This is a genomic window from Variovorax sp. Root434 (assembly GCF_001426595.1).
Taxonomy (GTDB): domain Bacteria; phylum Pseudomonadota; class Gammaproteobacteria; order Burkholderiales; family Burkholderiaceae_C; genus Variovorax.
Genome location: NZ_LMEK01000012.1, coordinates 772,210 through 792,327, shown reverse-complemented (window position 1 = coordinate 792,327; position 20,118 = coordinate 772,210). Strand labels below are relative to the sequence as shown.

Genomic DNA, 20,118 nt, shown 5'->3' with positions numbered 1-20,118 from the left:
CCGCATGAAGCTGCGCCTGTTGCTCGTCGTTCTGCTGATTGCCAACGCCGGCTATTTCCTTTGGGCGCGGGGCGATCTCGCCGGCTTCGGCCTGGTTCCCGCCGCGCTCAGCGAGCGAGAGCCGCAGCGCGTGGCGCGGCAGATCCACCCCGAATGGCTGCAAATCCGCAAGGAAGCGAGAACCGGCGCGCCGACGCCCTGATCCAGCGGGTCAGGAGGGCGTCTCGCTCTCGAAGCGCACCGTGAACAGCGCGCCCGGCGGCTGCTTGCCGGGATGCGCATCCTCCAGCTTCACCTGCGCGCGGTGCTGGTTCGCGATCTCCAGCACGATCGGCAGCCCCAGCCCCGAGCCGTCGGCCTCGTTGCCGAGCACGCGGTAGAAGGGCTCGAACACCAGCTCGCGGTCGCTCTCGGCGATGCCGGGGCCGTTGTCTTCCACCTGCAGCAGCAGCACGTGGCCGAAGGGGTCGGCCAGCACGCGCACGGTGATCAAGCCCGGGCGCTCGGGCGTCGAGGGCGTGTAGTTGATCGCGTTGTCGACGAGGTTGCGCACCAGCTCCTTCAGCAGCGTCGCGTTGCCGTCGAACACCACGCCCGGCGCGCCGGCCTCGGCGCCGTCGTAGCCCAGGTCGATTCGCTTCTCGATCGCGCGCGGCACGGCCTCGCGCACCACCTCGATGGTGAGCCGCGCCAGGTCGCAGGGCTGGTGGTGCGCGTTGGCGCTGTTGCCCTCGGCGCGAGCCAGCGACAGCAGCTGGTTCACGGTGTGCGTGGCGCGCTTGCTCGCACGGCCGATCTGCTTGAGCGACTGCTTCAGCTCGTCGGCATTGGCGCCTTCGCGCTGCGCCAGGTCGGCCTGCATGCGCAGGCCCGCCAGCGGCGTTTTCAACTGATGCGCCGCGTCGGCCAGGAATCGCTTCTGCGTGCCGATCGAATCGTTGAGCTTGTCCAGCAGCTCGTTGACCGAGGACACCAGCGGCACCACTTCCTGCGGCACCGACGATTCGTCGAGCGGGCTCAGGTCGCCCGGGCGCCGCTCGCGGATGCGCGCCTCCACCACCGACAGCGGCTTGATGCCGCGCACCAGCGCCAGCCAGATCAGCAGCACCGCCAGCGGCAGGATCGCGAACTGCGGCAGCAGCACGCCCTTGATGATCTCGGCCGCGAGCACCGACTGCTTCTCGCGCGTCTCGGCCAGCTGCAGCAGCGAGGGCGGCACGTCCTCGGCGCCGCTGGCGATCCACAGGGAGGCCACGCGCACCGGCTTGCCGTGCACGTCGCTGTTGTGCAGGAACACCTGGCCGGGCGGCAGCGGCTCGTCGAGCCCGGGCAGCGGAATGTCGCGCTCGCCGCTCAGCAGCGTGTCGTGCCCGTCGAACAGCTGGTAGTACACGTGGCCGGTGTCGTCGGCCCGCAGGATCTCGCGCGCCGACTGCGACAGCACGAACTGCGTGTGCCCGTCCTTCACCGTCACCAGCTCGGCCAGGGCCTTCACGTTGTGTTCGAGCGCGCGGTCGAAGGGTGCGTTGGCAATGCCCTGCGCCACCAGCCACGTGACGCCGATGCTCACGGGCACCAGCAGCAGCAGCGGCGTGAGCATCCAGTCGAGGATCTCGCCGAACAGGGAGCGCTGCGCGCGCTGGAAAAGCTTCACTGGGCTCGCCCCGAGGCTTCGCGCTTGGCAAGGGGCATCAGGGCTGGATCTTCTCGAGGCAGTAGCCCAGCCCGCGTACCGTCGCAATGCGCACCGGACCCTTCTCGATCTTCTTGCGCAGGCGGTGGATGTAGACCTCGATGGCGTTGAGGCTCACCTCCTCGCCCCATTCGCACAGGCGGTCGACCAGCTGGTCCTTGCTCACCAGCCGGCCGGCGCGCTGCAGCAGCACTTCGAGCAGGCCGAGTTCGCGCGCCGACAGTTCGATCATCTTGCCGTCGATGGTCGCCACGCGGCCGGCCTGGTCGTAGACCAGCGGGCCGTGGCGGATCGTGTTGCTGGTGGTGCCCATGCCGCGCCGGGTGAGCGCGCGTACGCGCGCCTCGAGCTCCTGCAGGCTGAAGGGCTTGGCCATGTAGTCGTCGGCGCCGTGGTCCAGGCCTTTGACGCGTTCCTCCACGCTGTCGGCCGCCGTGAGCACCAGCACCGGCAGCTGCGAGCCGCGCGCGCGCAGGCGCTTGAGGATCTCGATGCCGTGCAGGTTGGGCAGCCCGAGATCGAGGATCAACAGGTCGAATTCGTCGTGCGTCATGAGGGCGGTGTCGGCCTGCGAGCCGTTCGCCACGTGGTCGACCGCCGCGCCCGAGGTGCGCAGGCTGCGCAGCAGGGCATCGGCCAGCACCTGGTCGTCTTCGGCAATCAGAATCCGCATATGCGCCACCTCCGGCTGTATCGGCGCCCCTGGGCGCGCGTTGGTCTCCGCCTTGGAGTCTAGCCCGCCGTATAGGCTTCGAGTCCGATGGTTACCACGGTGGCAATGTCGTTTCCCACGCTGCCGCGGAACTCGCCTTCGGCCTGCGTCACCGCACTGCGGAAGGCGTCGAGCCAGGCCAGGCCGTCGGCCGTGAACAGCACGCGCCGCGCCCGCGCGTCGAGCGGGTCGGGACCGCGCGTCACCAGCCCCCAGGCTTCGCACTGGTCGACCAGCGCGCCCATGGCCTGCTTGGTCATGCCGGCGCGCTCTGCCAGTTCGGTCAGGCGCGAGCCTTCGCGTGCCAGGTGGCGCGTGATGTGGATGTGCGCCGCGCTCACCTGCGCGCGCGCCGCGAGGTTCGACAGGGCCAGCGGCACGCCGACGTCATGCGCCATCAGCTCCAGCACGCGCTCGTCGAAGCGGCGCATCGCGTGGCCCAGCAGGCGGCCCAGGTGGGTCTGGCGCCAGGCGTCGGGATCGGTCGGGAACGCGGCTTCGGACATGGCGCCAAATGGTAAAGCAAACTGACCAAAAAATGGGTTTACTCGAATCCATGAGCCCCTACACTACTGTTCAAGCATCCAGCCTGTAATTAAAAGCAGATGGATTGAAACCCAACACAAACCGTTGATATTCAAGGAGTTTCCACATGGACGCAGTCGTCAAGGGCGCAAGCATCTCGGTCGCCAACAGTGAAAAGGCCAAGGCCCTCCAGGCCGCACTGGCCCAGATCGAAAAGCAGTTCGGCAAGGGCACGATCATGCGGCTCGGCGAAGGCGAGGCGCTCGAAGACATCCAGGTGGTCTCCACCGGCTCGCTGGGCCTGGACATCGCCCTGGGCGTCGGCGGCCTGCCGCGCGGCCGCGTCATCGAGATCTACGGCCCTGAATCGTCGGGCAAGACCACGCTCACGCTGCAGGTCATCGCTGCCATGCAAAAGCAGGCCGGCACCTGCGCCTTCGTCGACGCCGAGCACGCGCTCGACGTGCAGTACGCCCAGAAGCTGGGCGTGAACCTGTCCGACCTGCTCATCAGTCAACCCGACACCGGCGAACAGGCGCTCGAAATCGTCGACTCACTGGTGCGCTCGGGCGCTGTCGACCTGATCGTGGTCGACTCCGTCGCCGCGCTCACGCCCAAGGCCGAAATCGAAGGCGAAATGGGCGACTCGCTGCCCGGCCTGCAGGCCCGCCTGATGAGCCAGGCGCTGCGCAAGCTCACCGCCACCATCAAGAAGACCAACTGCATGGTCATCTTCATCAACCAGATCCGCATGAAGATCGGCGTGATGTTCGGCTCGCCCGAAACCACCACCGGCGGCAATGCGCTGAAGTTCTACGCCTCGGTGCGCCTGGACATCCGTCGCATCGGCACCATCAAGAAGGGCGACGAGGCCATTGGCAACGAAACCAAGGTGAAGGTGGTGAAGAACAAGGTGTCGCCGCCGTTCAAGACGGCCGAGTTCGACATCCTGTTCGGCGAGGGCATCAGCCGCGAGGGCGAGATCATCGACATGGGCGTCACGGCCAAGATCGTCGACAAGTCGGGCGCCTGGTACGCCTACAACGGCGAGAAGATCGGCCAGGGCCGAGACAATGCCCGCGAGTTCCTGCGCGAGAACCCCGAGCTGTCGCGCGAGATCGAGAACAAGGTGCGCGAATCGCTGGGCATCCCGCTGCTGGCCGCCGATGCCGGCGCCACGCCCGAGAAGCCGCAGAAGGCCGCGAAGGCGGACAAGGCCGACAAGGGCGAGTAAGTACAGGCGCGGCTCCCCGGGGGCCGCGCGAGCGACCCCCGCATGGCATTCAACGCCCCGTCCCTCAAAGGCCGCGCACTGCGCCTGCTGAGCCAGCGCGAACATTCGCGCGCGGAACTGGAGCGCAAGCTGGCCAGGCACGAAGAAGAGCCCGGCACGCTGGCGAAGGCGCTCGACGAACTGGCCGCTAAGGACTTCATCAGCGAGCCGCGCGTGGTGGCCTCGGTGCTGAACCAGCGCGCCGCCCGCTCGGGTGCGCTGCGGGTCAAGCAGGAACTGCAGGCCAAGGGCATCGCGCCCGAGGCCATTGCCGAAGCGGTGGCCGGGTTGCAAGACACGGAGGTCGAGCGCGCCACCGCCCTGTGGCGCCGCCGCTTCGACGCCCCGCCCGCCGATGCGAAGGAGCGGGCAAAGCAGATGCGGTTCCTGATGGCGCGGGGCTTTTCAGGTGCCGTCGTGTCGAAGGTGCTCAGGAGCGATTTCGATGAAACCGGCGAATGACGCTGCGCAACCTTCCCGAGGCAGGCTGAATCAGTTCGCTTCGGGCACTTCGTCGAGCGAGGGCGTCTCGCTCTTGTGCGCGGCGATGTCACGCACATTCTTCTGCACCGCGACCGCACCGAACAGGCTCAGCAGGAATGCCATGGCATAGAAGCCTTTCTCGCTGGCAGCCAGCGTGGCATTGAACAGGCCGACGGCGAGCAGGGCGACCGACAGCAGCAGCGAGATCCAGCACAGGCCGTAGTAGATGCCGGTCACGGTCGTGCCTTCGAGGCGGTCGCGCACGGTCTTCTGCAGCGACACGGCGGAGAACAGGCCGTACATCAGGATGGTGAAGTAGTAGCCCTTCTCGTTGAGCTGCATGGAGGCGTTCCACAGCCCGATCAGGTAGACGATGGCGCCGATGAGCAGTGCGGCCCAGGAAGCGGCAACGAATGCCGCGGTCGGCTTCTGGAATTTGACGGCCATGGAATCCTCCTCGTGTAGATGGGTGCGCGATTATGGTGTGGAGCGCCAATGGCATGATCCGCCGCGCGCCGGCAGCTCGCACTGCAACCCACAAGAAGGACCGGCCGTCAACTTTCGGAGGAGCTTTTCCATGTCACCTGAGCCCATCGGCCAGCCGTCTCTCGTTCGCACCGGCGCCAAGGCCGGCCTTTCCTTCGCCGGCTCCGTGATCAAGGGCAGTCTCCTCGGCCTGGTCCTGGGCGGCGGCGTTTTCTTCTTCTACCTGGGCCAACTGCACGGGCCGGGCAACACGGCGGCGCGTGCCGGTGGGGCTGGCGCCATCCTCGCGCTCGTCACCTCGCCGCCGCTGCTGGTGGCCGTTTTGCTGCTGCTGTTCGTGGCCGTTTACGCGATGCTCGGCGTGCAGCAGGGCCGCGCACGAGCGATGCAGCATCTGGTCGCGGCGCGTGGCGAGGCGGTGTCGCAGCGGCTCGGTGGCGCGATTGCCGGGCGCATCGAGGCGATGCCGCGTGCCCACGGCACCCTGCAGCGCGCAGCCGAATGGCTGTCGGTCGATGCCTTGAGCAAGCAGCTCGCGCCGGTGCTGGGTGAGGGCAGGGCGGTGCGTTCGGTGGTGAGCTTCGTGCTCGACCGGCTGCCGCTGAGCGAGATGCTCGCCGAGTGGCAGCAAAGCCGCGCCGAGCATGGCGAGCCGCCGGTGGGCGAGGGCGCTGAGCAGGACCCGGCCCTGCGTGCCTTGCTCACGCGCCGCATCCACGAGACGCTGCAGGACATGGCGACGCCCTCGCGCAAGCCGCTGTACATCGCGCTGGGCGCGCACGCGGCGCTGCTGGGCGTCGGGCTCTGGCTGGTGAACTGACGAGGAGGCGCGGCGCTCAGAGCGCCAGCATCAGCTTCAGGTTCTGCACCGCGGCGCCGCTGGCGCCCTTGCCGAGGTTGTCGAGGCGGGCGATCACCACGGCATGGCGGTGGTCTTCGTTCGGGAACACGCGGATCTCGAGCTCGTTGGTGTCATTGAGCGCCAACGCCTCGAGCTTGCCGTCCTCGGTGGGCGGCAGTACCTTCACGAATTTTTCGGGCGTGTTGCTGCGCGCGTAGTGCGCGGCCAGCGCGTCCTGCAGGTCGCCGGCCTTCGGCTTGCCCGGGAGCAGGTCGAGGTGCAGCGGCAGTTGCACCAGCATGCCCTGTTTGAAGTTGCCCACCGACGGGATGAAGACCGGCCGGCGGGTGAGGCCGGTGTAGGTCATGATTTCGGGGATGTGCTTGTGCTTCAGGCCCAGCGCGTAGGTCTCGAACAGCGGGGCTTCGCCCTTTTCGTAGGCCTCGATCATGGTCCGGCCGCCGCCCGAGTAGCCGCTCACCGAGGGCAGCGAGATCGGGAAATCGGCGGGCAGCAGGCCTGCGTCGACCAGCGGACGCACCATGGCGATGGCGCCGGTGGCGTAGCAGCCGGGGTTGCCGACGCGCTCGGCCTTGGCCACTGCCTGCCAGTGGCCTTCCACCAGTTCGGGAAAGCCGAACACCCAGCCCGGGGCGATGCGGTGCGCCGTGGAGGCGTCGATGATCTTGGGCTTCCTGCCGGGCAGCTGGTCGATCAGCGCGACCGACTCGCGCGCCGCGTCGTCGTGCAGGCACAGCACCACCAGGTCGACGCCGGCCATCAGGTCGCGCTTGGCGTTGGCGTCTTTTCGCAGCTCGGGTGCGATGCTCACGAGTTCGATCTGCGGCATCGCCTGGAGCCGTTCGCGAATCTGCAGGCCGGTGGTACCGGCTTCGCCGTCGATGAAAACCTTGGCCATGATGGAGTGTGCTCGGGTGGCTAGAAGAAAGTACGTATTGACCGCAAACCCGCGTACGGTATTGGTGCGGCGCACCATGATACAGTCCGCGGTTGTTCGCCGCCCCCAGCCGTCAGGCTGCCGTCGCCCGCGAGCAACAGAGCCAACGAAGCCTCAGACCCCAGATCTCCTGTTCTCAACCTCCTCCTTCCGAGAGACATCCCTCATGAAGATTCACGAGTACCAAGGCAAGGAAATCCTTGCCAAGTTCGGCGTGCCGGTGCCGCGCGGCATCCCGGCCTATACGGTCCAGGAGGCGGTGGAAGCCGCCCAGAAACTTGGAGGCCCGGTCTGGGTCGTCAAGGCCCAGATCCACGCGGGTGGCCGCGGCAAGGGCGGCGGCGTCAAGGTCGCCAAGTCCATCGAAGACGTCAAGAAGCTCGCCGGCGAAATCCTCGGCATGCAGCTCAAGACGCACCAGACCGGCCCCGAAGGCCAGAAGGTCCGCCGCCTCTACATCGAAGACGGCGCCGACATCAACAAGGAATACTACGTCTCGGCCGTGACCGACCGCGCCACCCAGAAGGTGGCGTTCATCGCTTCGAGCGAAGGCGGCATGGACATCGAGGAAGTGGCCCACTCCTCGCCCGAGAAGATCATCACCGTGTTCGCAGACCCCGAAAAGGGCCTGACCGACGAACAGGCCAAGCAGATCGCCGACGGCATCGGCATGCCCGCCGATTCGACCGCCCAGACGGTCGACATCCTCAAGAAGCTCTACACCTGCTACATGGAGACGGACGCTTCGCTGGTCGAGATCAACCCGCTCAACCGTGACAGCAAGGGCAAGGTCATGGCGCTGGACGCCAAGTTCAACTTCGACAGCAACGCGCTGTTCCGCCACCCTGAAATCGTGGCCCTGCGCGACCTCGACGAAGAAGACGCGGCCGAAGTCGAAGCCTCCAAGTTCGACCTCGCCTACATCAGCCTCGACGGCAACATCGGCTGCCTGGTGAACGGTGCCGGCCTGGCCATGGCCACCATGGACACCATCAAGCTGTTCGGCGGCGAGCCGGCCAACTTCCTGGACGTGGGCGGCGGCGCCACCCCCGAGAAGGTCACCGAAGCCTTCAAGATCATGCTGAAGAACAAGAACGTGGAAGCCATCCTCGTGAACATCTTCGGCGGCATCATGAAGTGCGACACCATCGCCACCGGCGTGATCGCAGCCTGCAAGGCCGTGAACCTGCAAGTGCCGCTGGTCGTGCGCATGAAGGGCACCAACGAAGTCGAAGGCAAGAAGCTGCTGGCCGATTCGGGCCTGCCGATCATCAGCGCCGACACCATGGCGGAAGCGGCCCAGAAGGTCGTGGCAGCAGTCAAGAAGGCCTAAGGAACAAGTCATGTCGATCTACATCAACAAAGACACCAAAGTCATCACGCAAGGCATCACCGGCAAGACCGGCCAGTTCCACACCGAGAAGTGCCAGGAATACGCGAACGGCAAGAACGCCTTCGTGGCGGGCGTGAACCCGAAGAAGGCCGGCGAGTCGATCTTCAACATCCCGATCTTCGGTTCGGTGAAGGAAGCCGCTTCGCAGACCGGCGCCACCGTGTCGGTGATCTACGTGCCGCCGGCAGGCGCAGCGGCCGCCATCTGGGAAGCTGTCGAAGCCGACCTGGACCTGGCGATCTGCATCACCGAAGGCATCCCCGTCCGTGACATGCTCGAAGTGCGCAACAAGATGAAGGCCAAGGAAGCGGCTGGCGGCAAGAAGACGCTGCTGCTGGGCCCGAACTGCCCCGGCCTCATCACGCCCGACGAAATCAAGATCGGCATCATGCCCGGCCACATCCACCGCAAGGGCCGCATCGGCGTGGTCTCGCGCTCGGGCACGCTGACGTACGAAGCCGTGGCTCAACTGACGGAAATCGGCCTGGGCCAATCGTCGGCAGTCGGCATCGGCGGCGACCCGATCAACGGTCTGAAGCACATCGACGTGATGAAGGCCTTCAACGACGATCCGGACACCGACGCCGTCATCATGATCGGCGAAATCGGCGGCCCCGACGAAGCCGATGCGGCTCGCTGGTGCAAGGAACACATGAAGAAGCCGGTCGTCGGCTTCATCGCCGGTGTCACCGCCCCTCCCGGCAAGCGCATGGGCCACGCCGGCGCGCTGATCTCGGGCGGTGCCGACACGGCCGATGCCAAGCTGGCCATCATGGAAGAATGCGGCTTCACCGTGACGCGCAACTTCTCGGAACTGGCCAAGCTGCTCAAGGCGCAGCTCTAAGAGACGGCCCCGCGATACCGGCCGCAGAGCCGGGTCATGAGAGGACCACGCAGAAATAGAAAAGCGCCCGCACTCGATTGCGGGCGCTTTTTTCAATAAAACACAGTGGGATCAGAGACATGGAAATTCTTCAAAGCACCGATTTCTGGCTGGGTCTGCTCAAGATCGTCTGGATCAACATCATCCTGTCGGGGGACAACGCGGTGGTGATCGCCATGGCGGCGCGGTCGTTGCCGCCCGCACAGCAGAAAAAGGCCGTGCTCTTCGGCTCGGGCGCGGCCGTGGTGCTGCGTATCGTGCTCACGGTGGTGGCAGCCAAGCTGCTCGCCCTGCCTTACCTGCAGATCATCGGCGGCCTGCTGCTGCTGTGGATCGGCCTGCAGCTGCTGAGCGAGGAAGACGAGGGCGAGGGCGAGTCCAAGGAATACGGCAGCATGATGGCCGCGGTGCGCACCATCCTGCTGGCAGACCTGGTGATGAGCCTGGACAACGTGATTGCCGTCGCGGCCGCCGCGCAGGGCAGCATGGTCCTGCTGGTCCTCGGCCTGGCGATCAGCATTCCCTTGGTGATTTTCGGCAGCACGCTCATGATCAAGCTCATGGAACGCTTCCCGATCATCGTCATGCTGGGTGCTGCGCTGATCGGCTGGGTCGGCGGCGAAACCATCGTGCAGGACGCGATCCTGCGCGACACGCTGGCGGCCAACCCTTGGCTGCACTACGCGGCGGCTGCCGCCGGCGCAGTGTTCGTCGTGGCTGGTGGCCGCTTGCTGCAACGGCGCGCACGTGCCGCTGCTCACTGAGTTTTAAATAAGTCAGCACTGACAAACCATGGCGAGTGTCGGCGTTTCCCTGTTCTCCACTCGCCCTGCGCTGACCTGGGAATTCGCCTCCCTGACCGACGTCGGCCGAACGCGCGCCCATAACGAGGACGCCGTGCACGTGGACCCCGTCCTCGGGCTGGCCCTGCTGGCCGACGGCATGGGCGGCTACAAGGGCGGCGAGGTGGCTAGCGCCATGGCCGTCTCCCTGATGCACGCCAGCTTCGGCCGCTGGTTCGCCCAGGCCGGGATGCAGGCGCCTGCCCGCGTGGTCCGGCGGGCGCTGCAGGCGGCCACGGACGAGGCCAACGGCTCGATCCTGCATGCCGGCACGACCAACCCCGAACTGCAGGGCATGGGAACGACCCTGGTGCTGGCGGCGTTTCGGCCGCAGCGCGTGGTGGTCGGCCACATCGGCGACTCGCGGTGCTACCGCGTGCGCAACAACAAGCTGGAACTGCTCACGCGTGATCACTCGCTGCGTCAGCAGCAGCTCGACGCCGGCGCCATCACCGCCGAGGAAGCCCTGAATTCGCCCACGCGCAACCTGGTGACCCGCGCCATGGGTGTGGAGGCCCAGGTCTTGCTGGAAATGCACGAACACAGCGCAAGACCGGGCGATCTCTATATGCTCTGCTCCGACGGGCTCAGTGAGATGGTTTCGGACGAGCAGCTTTTCACGCTTCTAGGACACGATGTCGGGCTTCAGAAAAAAGTATCACTTTTGGTTGCAATTGCCAACGAGAATGGCGGACGGGACAACATCTCTGTTGTCCTGGCCAGCGCGAGCGTTGCATAGGCGCCTCGCACGGCCAGGTAGCAGGCCCCGGCGGCATCACGCCGATGCGCTTGTCGTCTTTCAAGCTTTGGATACCGGGGGTCGGCAATGCCGAGGATGATCATTTCGGTCGATGGCGTTGTCATCGGGCAAGTGGCGCTTGCCAAGGAGCGCACGACACTGGGACGCCGTGCCTACAACGACATCGTGATCGACAATCTGGCGGTCAGCGGCGAACACGCCGTGCTCCACATGAGCGGTGGCGAAGTCGAAATTGAAGATCTCAACAGCACCAACGGCACCTACGTCAATGCGCTCGCCATCCAGAAGCAGGCGCTCAAGGACAACGATGTCGTCGAGGTCGGCGGCTGCCGTATCCATTTCCGCGCGCGCAGCAACCTGGCCGTCAGCGCCAGCTCGGTCCGCACCGCATCGGCCGAGTTCCCGTCGGGGAACATGCCCCTGTCGTCGGCACCCACGGAATCGGGCGCGCTGGTCGAACTCGGCGTTCCGGTGCTGCGCGTGCTCTCCGGCGCCAACGAGGGGCAGGATGTTTCGCTGCAGAAGGTCGTCACCACCATCGGCAAGCCCGGTGTCGCGGTGGCGGTGGTCACGCGCCGGCGCATGGGCTACGTGGCCGCGGGCGTCGAAGGACGCGTCATGCTCAACGGCCAGCAACTGGGGGCCGAGGCGGTCGCGCTGCAGGAGCACGACGTGCTCGAGCTCGGCGGTGCCACACGCATGCAGTTCGTGCGCATCTGAGCCGCTTTTTCTCCCGGCCTGTTGCGGCAAAGCCCGTAGGGGTGCAGCGCCGTGAGAGGGCTGCGGCGGCACTGGCCGCGCGTCGCCATCACCTTGCTGCCGGTGCTGCTGGCGCTGGCGCATGCCACCGGCGCGTGGCCGCTGAGCGCACTCGAACGCCTTGACCGACTGATCTACGACATCCGCCTGCGCGCCACCATGCCGGGCACGTTCGATGCGCGCGTCGTGATCGTCGACGTCGACGACGCCAGCCTGGCGCGCCAGGGGCAATGGCCCTGGGCGCGCGACAAGATCGCTCGCCTCACCACGGAACTGATGGCCCGCCAGCAGGTGGCCGTGCTCGGCTTCGACGTCATGTTCCTCGAGCCGGACCGCAGCTCCGGCCTCGACAGGCTGCGAGAAATCGCCAGCGGGCCGCTGGGCAGCACGCCGGGCTTGGCCGCCGAGGTCGAGCGGCTTGCGCCCTCGCTCGATCACGATGCCACGCTCGCCGCGGCGCTCGAGGGCCAGCGCGTGGCGCTGGGCTACTACTTCACGCGGACCGAAACGCCGAGCGCCAAGGGGCAGCTGCCTCCTGCTCCCTCGTTGCCGGAGGGAGCGTTCCCCCCGGGCGGCGTTTACGCCACGAACTGGAATGGCTTCGGAGCCAGCCTGCCGGCGTTGGCGCAGGCCGCGCCCATCGCGGGTTTCCTGAATACGCTGGTTGGCGCCACCGGCGACGGCGTCATTCGCAGCGTGCCGCTCATCGCCCGCTACGAGGGCGACAAGGCGCAGCCGGGCTACTACGAATCGCTCGCGCTCGCGGTCTACCGCCTCGCGAACGGATTGCCGCCCGTGCAGCCCGCCTTCGCGCCCGGCGGCGCCAAGCCGCAGCTCGAATCGTTGAGAGTGGGCGCCCTGCGCATTCCGGTCGACACAACGGGCAGCATGCAGGTGCCGTTTCGCGGCCATGGCGGTGCGGACGGAGGATCGTTCCGCTATGTGCCCGCCGCCGACGTGCTCGAGGGCCGGCTCGGGCCGGGCGAACTGAAGGGCAAGATCGTGCTCGTGGGCGCTACCGCCCCGGGCCTGCAAGACCTGCGCGCCACCCCCGTCGAAGCCGCCTTTCCGGGCGTGGAAGTGCATGCCAACATCGTCTCCGGCCTGCTCGACCATCGGCTGCTCAGCGTGCCCGACTATGCCTCGGGCTACGAGACGCTGCTGGTCGCCGTTACGGGGCTCGTGCTGGCCTTCGGGCTGTCGCTGCTGTCGGCGCCGCGTGCCGTGTTGCTGGCCGCGGGGGCGATCGCCGTGCTGATCGGCCTCAACACCTGGCTGTACGCGAGCCACGGCCTCGTGTTGCCGCTGGCGTCGGCCCTGGCCATGACGGCGCTTGCCTTCGCCTTCAACATGAGCTGGGGCTACTTCGTCGAATCGCGCGCGCGGCGCGGCCTCATGCGGCTCTTCGGCACCTACGTGCCGCCCCAGCTCGTCAACGAAATGATGGCCCAGCCCGACCGCTACAGCATGCGCGCCGAGAGCAAGCCCATGACCGTCATGTTCTGCGACATGCGCGACTTCACCCGCCTGTCGGAGCAGATGGCGCCGGCCGAACTGCAGGCCTTTCTCAACACCGTTTTCAGCCGGCTCACCAACGTCATCAGCGCGCACCGCGGCACCGTCGACAAGTACATGGGCGACTGCGTCATGGCCTTCTGGGGTGCGCCCATCGACACGCCCGAGCACGCCACGCTCGCTGTGCGCGCCGCGCTCGACATGGCCGATGCCGTGCACGACATCAACCGCATTCACCGCGCCAGCGGCCGGCCCGAGATCAGCGTGGGCATCGGCATCAACAGCGGCGTGATGAGCGTGGGCGACATGGGCTCCACCACGCGCCGCAGCTATACCGTGGTCGGCGATGCGGTCAATCTCGCATCGCGCCTCGAAGGCCTGAGCGGGCACTACGGAATGGAAATCGTCGCCAGCGGCGCCACCCGCGAACTGGCGCCCGGCTACATCTGGCAGGAACTCGACAGCGTGCGCGTCAAGGGCAAGGCACAGGCCGTTGCCGTTTTTACGCCCCTGGCCGCGCGCACGCCCGAAGCGGCGAAAGAAACGCAGCAGTTGCTTGACCGCTGGAGCGAAGTGCTCGCGGCCTACCGTCGGCAGGACTGGGCGGTGGGCCGAAACTTGCTGGCTCCCCTGCTCGCCGCGGACGCGAAAAAAGTCCTTTACCAGCTCTACGCCCAGCGTTTAGCCTCGATGGCGTTGCGCCCGCAAGACCCGGATTGGGACGGCGCAACCCGGTTCGAAACCAAATGACGGCAGACACATACGAGGGGTCTCTCACAATGCAGGTTCGTGTGCTGGGTTGCTCGGGCGCCATCGCCAAAGACTGCCGCACCACCTCGTTCCTGGTCGACACGGACCTGCTCGTCGATGCGGGCACCGGCGTCGGCGATCTCACGCTCGAAGAGATGGCCCGCATCGACGACGTCGTGCTCACGCACAGCCACCTCGACCACATCGCCGCCTTGCCGCTGATGCTCGACGCCGTGGGCAGCCGCCGTACCCGACCGCTGCGCGTGCACGCACTGCGCGCCACCATCGAGGCACTGCGCACGCACGTGTTCAACAACGTCATCTGGCCGGATTTCGAGAGCATTCCCAGCGCCGATGCGCCCTTCGTGAGCTTTCATGACATCGCCGTGGGGCAGACGCTGCAGCTGGGCAGCCGCGAGCCCAAGCTCGTCGAGGTGCTGCCTGCGGTCCATACGGTGCCGGCCTGCGGCTTCGCCGTACGGCGGGCCGAAGGCGGCGCCCACTGGGTCTTCAGCGGTGATACCGAGCGCAACGCGCCGTTCTGGGAGCGCGTGAACGCGCTGGACGTGGCGATGCTGGTGATTGAAACGGCCTTCAGCAGCCGCGAGCATGCGCTGGCGGAGCGCAGCCAGCATCTCTCGCCTGCCGTGCTGGCCGATGAGCTGGCGCATATCGGGCCGGGGAAGCAATACCCGATCTACATCACACACACCAAGCCGGCGGAGACGGACGAGATCATGAGCCAGATTGAGACGCTGGCGGTCGGACAGGTGGCGGGGTTGGCGCAGCGGGATATTCGCTGGTTGAAGGCGGATGGGGTGCTGACTTTCTGACTTTTGGCTGCGCACTGGAATGACAAAATTGTCAACATGTGTAGCATCTCGAAGCAAGTTATGTCACACCATGTAACGCAAATGTGAACAAAGATGACGCGTTCGGTCACTACAACGCTCCGCAGGGGGTGGCACAGATGCTGCGGAAGGTACCTCGCTCCGGGCAGGTTCCCGGGCGTAACAACCAACCAACCTGGAGTTAGTTCAATGAATCGTCGTACTCTCGCTCGCCGCGCACAGGCCGGCTTTACCCTTATCGAATTGATGATCGTTGTGGCGATCATTGGTATCTTGGCAGCGGTGGCTCTGCCGGCATATCAGGACTACACGACGCGTGCCAAGGTCAGCGAAGTGATCCTGATGGCAGCGCCTGCAAAATTGGCAGTTTCCGAAACCAGTTCTTCGCTCGGGGATCTTGCTTCTGTTACCGCAACTAATACCGGATATTCGTTCCCGGGTGCTACGAAGTACGTTAGCAACGTCGTGATCACGGCAACGACCGGCGTTGTCACGGTCACGTCCGCCGTGCCTGGTGCAGCAGGTGACATCATTCTGACGCCAACCGTAGTCGCGGCTGGCACCGGTCAGTTGAAGTGGAAGTGCACGACCACTATCACCGAAAAGTTTGTCCCGGCTGAATGCCGCGCCTAATCCTTTGGATCTGCGGACTATGAGTTGAAAGGCGGCCTTCGGGCCGCTTTTTCTTCGCTATCTCCAAGGCGTCGACATACATGTTCGCATCGTTCTCAAGCCGGCCTGCTGCAAGACGGCCGGTTTGGCCTGAACGCGCCGCTGCATATGGGATATGCACCGTTTTGGTAATCGCTTGGACGCTATATGCCGGCAAGGACGTTCCTTGGGATGCGCTCCACTATCACCTGTATGCGGGCTTTAGCGCGCTCAATGAGCGCCTGTCGATCGACTTCTACCCGGCCGGTTCGCTGACCTATCTAAACCCCTACGCACACCTTCCGCTCTACCTGATGGTGCACGCTCAGTGGCCATCGATTGCCATCGGCGTCACTTTCGCGTGCCTGCACAGCGTAATGCTGTGGATGACTTACGAATTAGCGCGCGCCGTCAGCCGCCGAGGTGATGGTACGAGCCCCGCTATCGTGGTATGGACCGCAGTCGGTCTCGCCCTGCTCAACCCTGTACTGCTGCAGGAAATCGGCTCGTCGTTTACCGACGTTACGACGGGTACGCTGGCGCTCGGCGGATATGTCGCACTTGCAAACGCCTTCATCGGGGGCCGTCTCCGCCTCGTCGCCTTGGCCGGAGTGCTGCTCGGGGCTGCCGCGGCGTTGAAATTGTCCAATGCTTTCTTGGCACTTGTCCCGGCCCTGCCACTCGTGCTGGGCTGCGTGGCGACGGCTCGATTGCGAGTGCGCACAGTGCTGATATTTACGGTCTGTGCGAGCGGGGCTGCGCTCTTCATCTTCGCGCCATGGGCATGGCGTCTCGAACAAGCTTTCGGCAATCCGTTCTTCCCGATGCTGAACGACGTCTTCCATCCACTCGACACCATGAAAGGGGCGATGCGCAGCCAGACCGCCCCGCATACTTCGGCTGTCGAAGCGTTGGGACGATTGTTCAACGCCATGCGCGACCCGCGCTTTCTGCCGCCGTCGCTGGTCGAAGCGCTTGCCCGACCATTCGAAATGTTGCGTCCGCGGCGGCTAATTCACACCGAAACCATGGCGCCTGACGCGCGCTATGCAGGCCTGCTGCTGTTATGTGTATCGGCGCTGGCGGCCGTCGCATGGCGGCGCTGGCACGGCGTGAAGGCGGCCATGGCGTCCTCCGATCAAGCCTTTACCTTTCTGGCGGCGGCGTTCCCTATTGGGTGGGTGATATGGCTAGCCATCAGTGGCAACAGCCGTTACTTTCTGCCCATGGCATGCGTTTCGGCTGTGCTCCTAGCAGCGGGGCTGCATCGCGTGTTTGCCGATGCGCCGCGTGTGCTGGCCTATGCGCTGGCCGCGGTCTTCGGTGTCCAGGGGCTGCTGCTGTGGCAAGCGACCGAATTCCGCTGGGGCGCGCAGCCATGGGGCGGGCAGTGGGTGCAAGCGACGATTCCGCTGCACCTGCAGACGGAACCGTACCTCTATCTCCCGATGGATCCGCAATCGCAGTCGTTTCTTTTACCGTCGTTAGCGCCCGGCTCCGCTTTCTTGGGCATCAGCACCGGCCTTACGCCGGAGGGGTCTGATGGCCGGCAGACGCTGACGTTGATCAACACCAATCTCGCACGACTGCGCATGCTCAAACTCGTGAAGGCCATCGAATCAGACGGGCGCCCTGTGGCACCCGCCGCGTCGACTTTCGACTACCCGCTACGCCGTTTTGGGCTGCGTGTCGATACCTCGGACTGCGACTACATCAACTATCGGGGCAACCCGGACGTTGTCGAGCGACTGGGCCCTCGCTCCGGCCCGCGCGATCAAGTCTACCTATACACCTGCCGTGTAGTGTCGGGACCGAGCCTGACCGAAGCCGAGCGCGAGCGCAAAGTCGTCACCGATCTTGTGCTCGATCGGGTCGAAGACGCGTGTCCCGAGTTATTTCCTTCGCGGAGGGCCAGCCTGCGCAGCGGTGCTATCTGGCGCCGCAACTATGCCGATGTAGTCATTTGGGTCAACGATGATGGCCTTGTGCGATTTGCCGATCTGCTTCGTGGCGGCGGAGATTTCGTCGCTATTGGGCGTGAAGAGGACTGGATCAGATCGCCGCAGAAACTCACCTGCTGGCGCTCGGAGGGCCGCGCTCATGTCGAATTTGGGAAAGGCTGAAATGACGATGCAAGTTCAGCTAACGTCGGGCGGCCGCACTGCAGAAGTATCAAATGCAGCCCACTCGCCAGGCTTCGTATTGGCTGGGCGTAGCGGAGAACGACCCATGGAAGCTAGCCTTGTATTGCATTATTCGAGCGAGCAGTCTGATCGTGACGACCGCGCGCCGGGCACGCCCGTGGGCGAAGTCGCCGCATGCTCGATCTCTGATCCAGCATCACGCTTCGCGGTGCCCGCTGCGGGGATCGAACCGCAGTTCGAACTAACGATCCTGATGCCCTGCCTTAACGAGGCGCGCACGCTGCCAACCTGTATCGGCAAGGCAAAAGCCTTCCTGGCGCACTCGGGCGTTCGTGGCGAGGTGCTGGTGGCCGACAACGGCTCGACTGATGGGTCGCAGACATTGGCCATGTCGTGTGGCGCAAGGGTCGTCGACGTGCCTGTTCGCGGCTACGGGGCGGCGCTGATCGCCGGCATCGACGCTGCGGCAGGCCGCTACGTAATCATGGGCGATGCCGACGACAGTTACGACTTCAGTGCGCTTGCCCCCTTTGTCGCCGAACTGCGCCAAGGGAGCCAACTCGTGATGGGGAACCGCTTCCGCGGTGGCATCCTGCCCAGCGCAATGCCTCCATTGCACCGCTACCTGGGCAACCCGGTACTGAGCTTTATGGGACGGTTTTTTTTCAAGTCCAAGATTGGTGACTTCCACTGCGGCTTGCGTGGCTTCGAGCGCCAGGCCATTCTGCAGTTAGGGCTGTGTTGCGAGGGCATGGAGTTCGCCAGTGAGATGGTCGTCAAAGCCTCTTTGCATGGGTTGCGCGTCGCCGAAGTGCCGACCGTCCTTTCTCCGGACGGGCGAGACCGTCCTCCACATTTGCGCACTTGGCGTGACGGCTGGCGCCACTTTCGCTTCCTGCTTCTGTTTACGCCGCGGTGGTTGTTTCTGTATCCGGGTGTGGTGTTGGCCCTGTTGAGTCTCGCGCAGTTGCTGCTTGCGCAGTCCCACCCGGGCAACTTGGGTCGCTGGCCAGTAGGCATTCATACCCAATTGTTCGCCGGTGCCGGCATGGTGCTCGGCTACCAGACCATGTTGTTTGCCATGGGTGCCGTACTTGCGCGCCATTGCGCGCGGCTGAACACGCCGCACCCGCGGGAGCGATGGGCGCTGCGCGCGGCCAGCGGAGGATGGCTATCGATAGGGGGCGCACTGGCGACGTTGTTCGGACTGACAATGTGCGCGAGCCTAACGTGGCAGTGGGGGCGCACCGGCTTCGGCGCGCTGGATCCCGAAACCGCGATGCGCCAGGTCATTCCTGGTATAGCGCTGCTGTTGATGGGCACGCAATCATTGTTGGCCGCAATTTTCTTTGCAGCACTTCGAAGCGCTTTCGACCTGCGGCAAGAGGTTATGCATACGGATGTCGCCGTGAAACATGTATCGGATGATTCCCCTCAGACGGTGGACAGAGCACAGCGTTCCAAGGTGAGCGGATGACCCCTCTCTACGTAACACGGCCGCAGTTGCCGTCTCTCAAGGACCTGCAGCCCCTGCTTGAAGATATCTGGTCAAGCCGCGTGTTGACTAATGGCGGCAAGTACCACCAACGGTTTGAAGAGGCCCTTGCTGAGCATCTCGGAGTGCAGCATGTATCGCTATTTACGAATGCGACCATCGCTTTGGTGACAGCACTTCAAGCCTTGCGCATCACCGGTGAGGTCATCACGACGCCCTACTCGTTCGTCGCTACCGCGCATTCATTGTTATGGAACGGCATACGCCCGATCTTCGTCGACATCGATGAAGAGTCGCTCAACATAGACCCTGTAAAGATCGAGGCAGCTATCACTCCGCAAACGACGGCGATTCTCGCTGTCCATTGCTACGGGCGTCCCTGCAACGTAGAAGCTCTTCAAAAAATAGCCGACACCTACGGGCTCAAACTGATCTATGACGCCGCTCATGCATTCGGGGTGTGCGACGCGGGTGGATCGCTGTTGCGGCATGGTGATCTTTCGATAGTGAGTTTTCATGCCACCAAGGTAATGAACACCTTCGAAGGTGGCGCGATCATCTGTCCTGATCGGAAGTCCAAGGAGCGCATCGATCATCTCAAGAATTTCGGATTTGTTGACGAGGTCACGGTGGTTGCTCCGGGCATCAACGGAAAGATGAACGAACTGCAGTCGGCGATTGGTATCCTTCAACTCGCCGAAATTGGCAATGCAATATTGTCACGCCAACGCGTGTCCGCGCGGTACCGAGAGGAACTCTCGACCATTCCGGGTCTTAGATTGTTGGAGGATGATCCAGCGATCACGGCTAACTATGCGTATTTTCCCGTCCTGATCGAGAACGACTTCTGGTGTGGAAGAGACGAACTCTACGAGCATCTGAAGCGCTCGGCTGTCTTTGCCAGGCGGTACTTTTATCCTTTGATTACGACGTTCCCGATGTATCGCGGACTCCCCTCTGCCGCGAGTTCAAACCTTCCTATCGCGACGCGCAAGGCCGACCAGGTTCTTTGTTTGCCGCTCTATCCAGAGCTTTCGAGGATCGATCAAGATCGAGTAATCGCAGCGATCAAGGGGGATGGAAAGTGACATGGCTAACCGAGCA

The 20,118-nt window shown here is 64.7% G+C and carries 20 protein-coding genes; 15 read left to right on the top strand and 5 right to left on the bottom strand.

Going from position 1 to position 20,118, the window contains the following annotated elements:
• Positions 1 to 4 precede the first annotated feature (4 nt).
• Entirely contained in the window at positions 5 to 202 is a 198-nt protein-coding gene (locus ASD05_RS14225; RefSeq protein WP_056593206.1) for a hypothetical protein, read from the top strand.
• 9 nt (positions 203 to 211) lie between these two features.
• On the opposite strand, the gene ASD05_RS14220 is transcribed toward ASD05_RS14225, so the two are convergent.
• The 3 genes from ASD05_RS14220 to ASD05_RS14210 are packed head-to-tail and all read right to left on the bottom strand — an operon-like array spanning position 212 to position 2,911.
• Positions 212 to 1,654, bottom strand: coding sequence for a sensor histidine kinase (locus ASD05_RS14220; RefSeq protein WP_056593203.1), 1,443 nt, complete (start codon positions 1,652 to 1,654; stop codon positions 212 to 214).
• A 37-nt stretch (positions 1,655 to 1,691) separates the two neighbouring features.
• Positions 1,692 to 2,366: a response regulator transcription factor gene (locus tag ASD05_RS14215; RefSeq protein WP_007828698.1), complete on the bottom strand. Its 675-nt coding sequence runs from the start codon at positions 2,364 to 2,366 to the stop codon at positions 1,692 to 1,694.
• Between the two features lie 59 nt (positions 2,367 to 2,425).
• Entirely contained in the window at positions 2,426 to 2,911 is a 486-nt protein-coding gene (locus ASD05_RS14210; RefSeq protein ID WP_007828700.1) for a MarR family winged helix-turn-helix transcriptional regulator, read from the bottom strand.
• Positions 2,912 to 3,057: 146 nt separating this feature from the next.
• Here ASD05_RS14210 and recA point away from each other — a divergent pair, with 146 nt between their 5' ends.
• Together recA and recX are read left to right on the top strand one after the other, a co-directional pair.
• The gene (recA, locus tag ASD05_RS14205) at positions 3,058 to 4,164 is read left to right on the top strand and encodes a recombinase RecA (RefSeq protein ID WP_007828702.1); all 1,107 of its coding nucleotides are present in this window, start codon (positions 3,058 to 3,060) and stop codon (positions 4,162 to 4,164) included.
• 42 nt (positions 4,165 to 4,206) lie between these two features.
• A complete protein-coding gene (gene recX, locus ASD05_RS14200) occupies positions 4,207 to 4,665 on the top strand; it encodes a recombination regulator RecX (RefSeq protein ID WP_056593201.1) in 459 nt (152 codons plus the stop codon).
• A 30-nt stretch (positions 4,666 to 4,695) separates the two neighbouring features.
• Here recX and yiaA read toward each other — a convergent pair whose 3' ends face one another.
• Positions 4,696 to 5,133: an inner membrane protein YiaA gene (gene yiaA / locus ASD05_RS14195; RefSeq protein ID WP_056593199.1), complete on the bottom strand. Its 438-nt coding sequence runs from the start codon at positions 5,131 to 5,133 to the stop codon at positions 4,696 to 4,698.
• 130 nt (positions 5,134 to 5,263) lie between these two features.
• On the opposite strand from yiaA, the gene ASD05_RS14190 reads away from it, so the two are divergent.
• Positions 5,264 to 5,992: a hypothetical protein gene (locus tag ASD05_RS14190; RefSeq protein ID WP_056593196.1), complete on the top strand. Its 729-nt coding sequence runs from the start codon at positions 5,264 to 5,266 to the stop codon at positions 5,990 to 5,992.
• A 16-nt stretch (positions 5,993 to 6,008) separates the two neighbouring features.
• Here ASD05_RS14190 and argC read toward each other — a convergent pair whose 3' ends face one another.
• On the bottom strand, positions 6,009 to 6,932 hold the full coding sequence (gene argC / locus ASD05_RS14185; protein WP_056593193.1) for an N-acetyl-gamma-glutamyl-phosphate reductase: 924 nt from the start codon (positions 6,930 to 6,932) through the stop codon (positions 6,009 to 6,011).
• Between the two features lie 205 nt (positions 6,933 to 7,137).
• Between argC and sucC the strand changes: the two genes are divergently transcribed.
• The 11 genes from sucC to ASD05_RS14130 all read left to right on the top strand — a co-directional run bounded on the left by sucC (position 7,138) and on the right by ASD05_RS14130 (position 20,102).
• Positions 7,138 to 8,304 carry an ADP-forming succinate--CoA ligase subunit beta gene (gene sucC, locus ASD05_RS14180; protein WP_007828709.1) on the top strand — a complete coding sequence of 389 codons (1,167 nt, stop codon included), beginning with the start codon at positions 7,138 to 7,140 and terminating at the stop codon, positions 8,302 to 8,304.
• Positions 8,305 to 8,314: 10 nt separating this feature from the next.
• The gene (sucD, locus tag ASD05_RS14175) at positions 8,315 to 9,208 is read left to right on the top strand and encodes a succinate--CoA ligase subunit alpha (RefSeq protein WP_007828710.1); all 894 of its coding nucleotides are present in this window, start codon (positions 8,315 to 8,317) and stop codon (positions 9,206 to 9,208) included.
• Between the two features lie 119 nt (positions 9,209 to 9,327).
• Positions 9,328 to 10,011 (top strand): TerC family protein, encoded by a 684-nt coding sequence (locus tag ASD05_RS14170; protein WP_007828712.1) that lies wholly within the window; start codon positions 9,328 to 9,330, stop codon positions 10,009 to 10,011.
• A gap of 28 nt (positions 10,012 to 10,039) precedes the next feature.
• A complete protein-coding gene (locus tag ASD05_RS14165) occupies positions 10,040 to 10,828 on the top strand; it encodes a Stp1/IreP family PP2C-type Ser/Thr phosphatase (protein WP_056593191.1) in 789 nt (262 codons plus the stop codon).
• Between the two features lie 87 nt (positions 10,829 to 10,915).
• Positions 10,916 to 11,569: an FHA domain-containing protein gene (locus ASD05_RS14160; protein WP_056593188.1), complete on the top strand. Its 654-nt coding sequence runs from the start codon at positions 10,916 to 10,918 to the stop codon at positions 11,567 to 11,569.
• Between the two features lie 51 nt (positions 11,570 to 11,620).
• Positions 11,621 to 13,873, top strand: coding sequence for a CHASE2 domain-containing protein (locus ASD05_RS14155; RefSeq protein WP_056593185.1), 2,253 nt, complete (start codon positions 11,621 to 11,623; stop codon positions 13,871 to 13,873).
• 29 nt (positions 13,874 to 13,902) lie between these two features.
• Entirely contained in the window at positions 13,903 to 14,706 is an 804-nt protein-coding gene (locus tag ASD05_RS14150; RefSeq protein WP_056593182.1) for a 3',5'-cyclic-nucleotide phosphodiesterase, read from the top strand.
• A gap of 207 nt (positions 14,707 to 14,913) precedes the next feature.
• Entirely contained in the window at positions 14,914 to 15,357 is a 444-nt protein-coding gene (locus ASD05_RS14145) for a pilin (protein WP_056593179.1), read from the top strand.
• 80 nt (positions 15,358 to 15,437) lie between these two features.
• Positions 15,438 to 17,498 carry a hypothetical protein gene (locus ASD05_RS14140; protein ID WP_157610093.1) on the top strand — a complete coding sequence of 687 codons (2,061 nt, stop codon included), beginning with the start codon at positions 15,438 to 15,440 and terminating at the stop codon, positions 17,496 to 17,498.
• Between the two features lie 106 nt (positions 17,499 to 17,604).
• The gene (locus tag ASD05_RS14135) at positions 17,605 to 18,996 is read left to right on the top strand and encodes a glycosyltransferase family 2 protein (RefSeq protein ID WP_235507960.1); all 1,392 of its coding nucleotides are present in this window, start codon (positions 17,605 to 17,607) and stop codon (positions 18,994 to 18,996) included.
• Positions 18,993 to 20,102 carry a DegT/DnrJ/EryC1/StrS family aminotransferase gene (locus ASD05_RS14130; protein WP_056593171.1) on the top strand — a complete coding sequence of 370 codons (1,110 nt, stop codon included), beginning with the start codon at positions 18,993 to 18,995 and terminating at the stop codon, positions 20,100 to 20,102. The genes ASD05_RS14135 and ASD05_RS14130 overlap by 4 nt, the downstream gene beginning before the upstream one ends.
• The last annotated feature ends 16 nt before the right edge of the window (positions 20,103 to 20,118 follow it).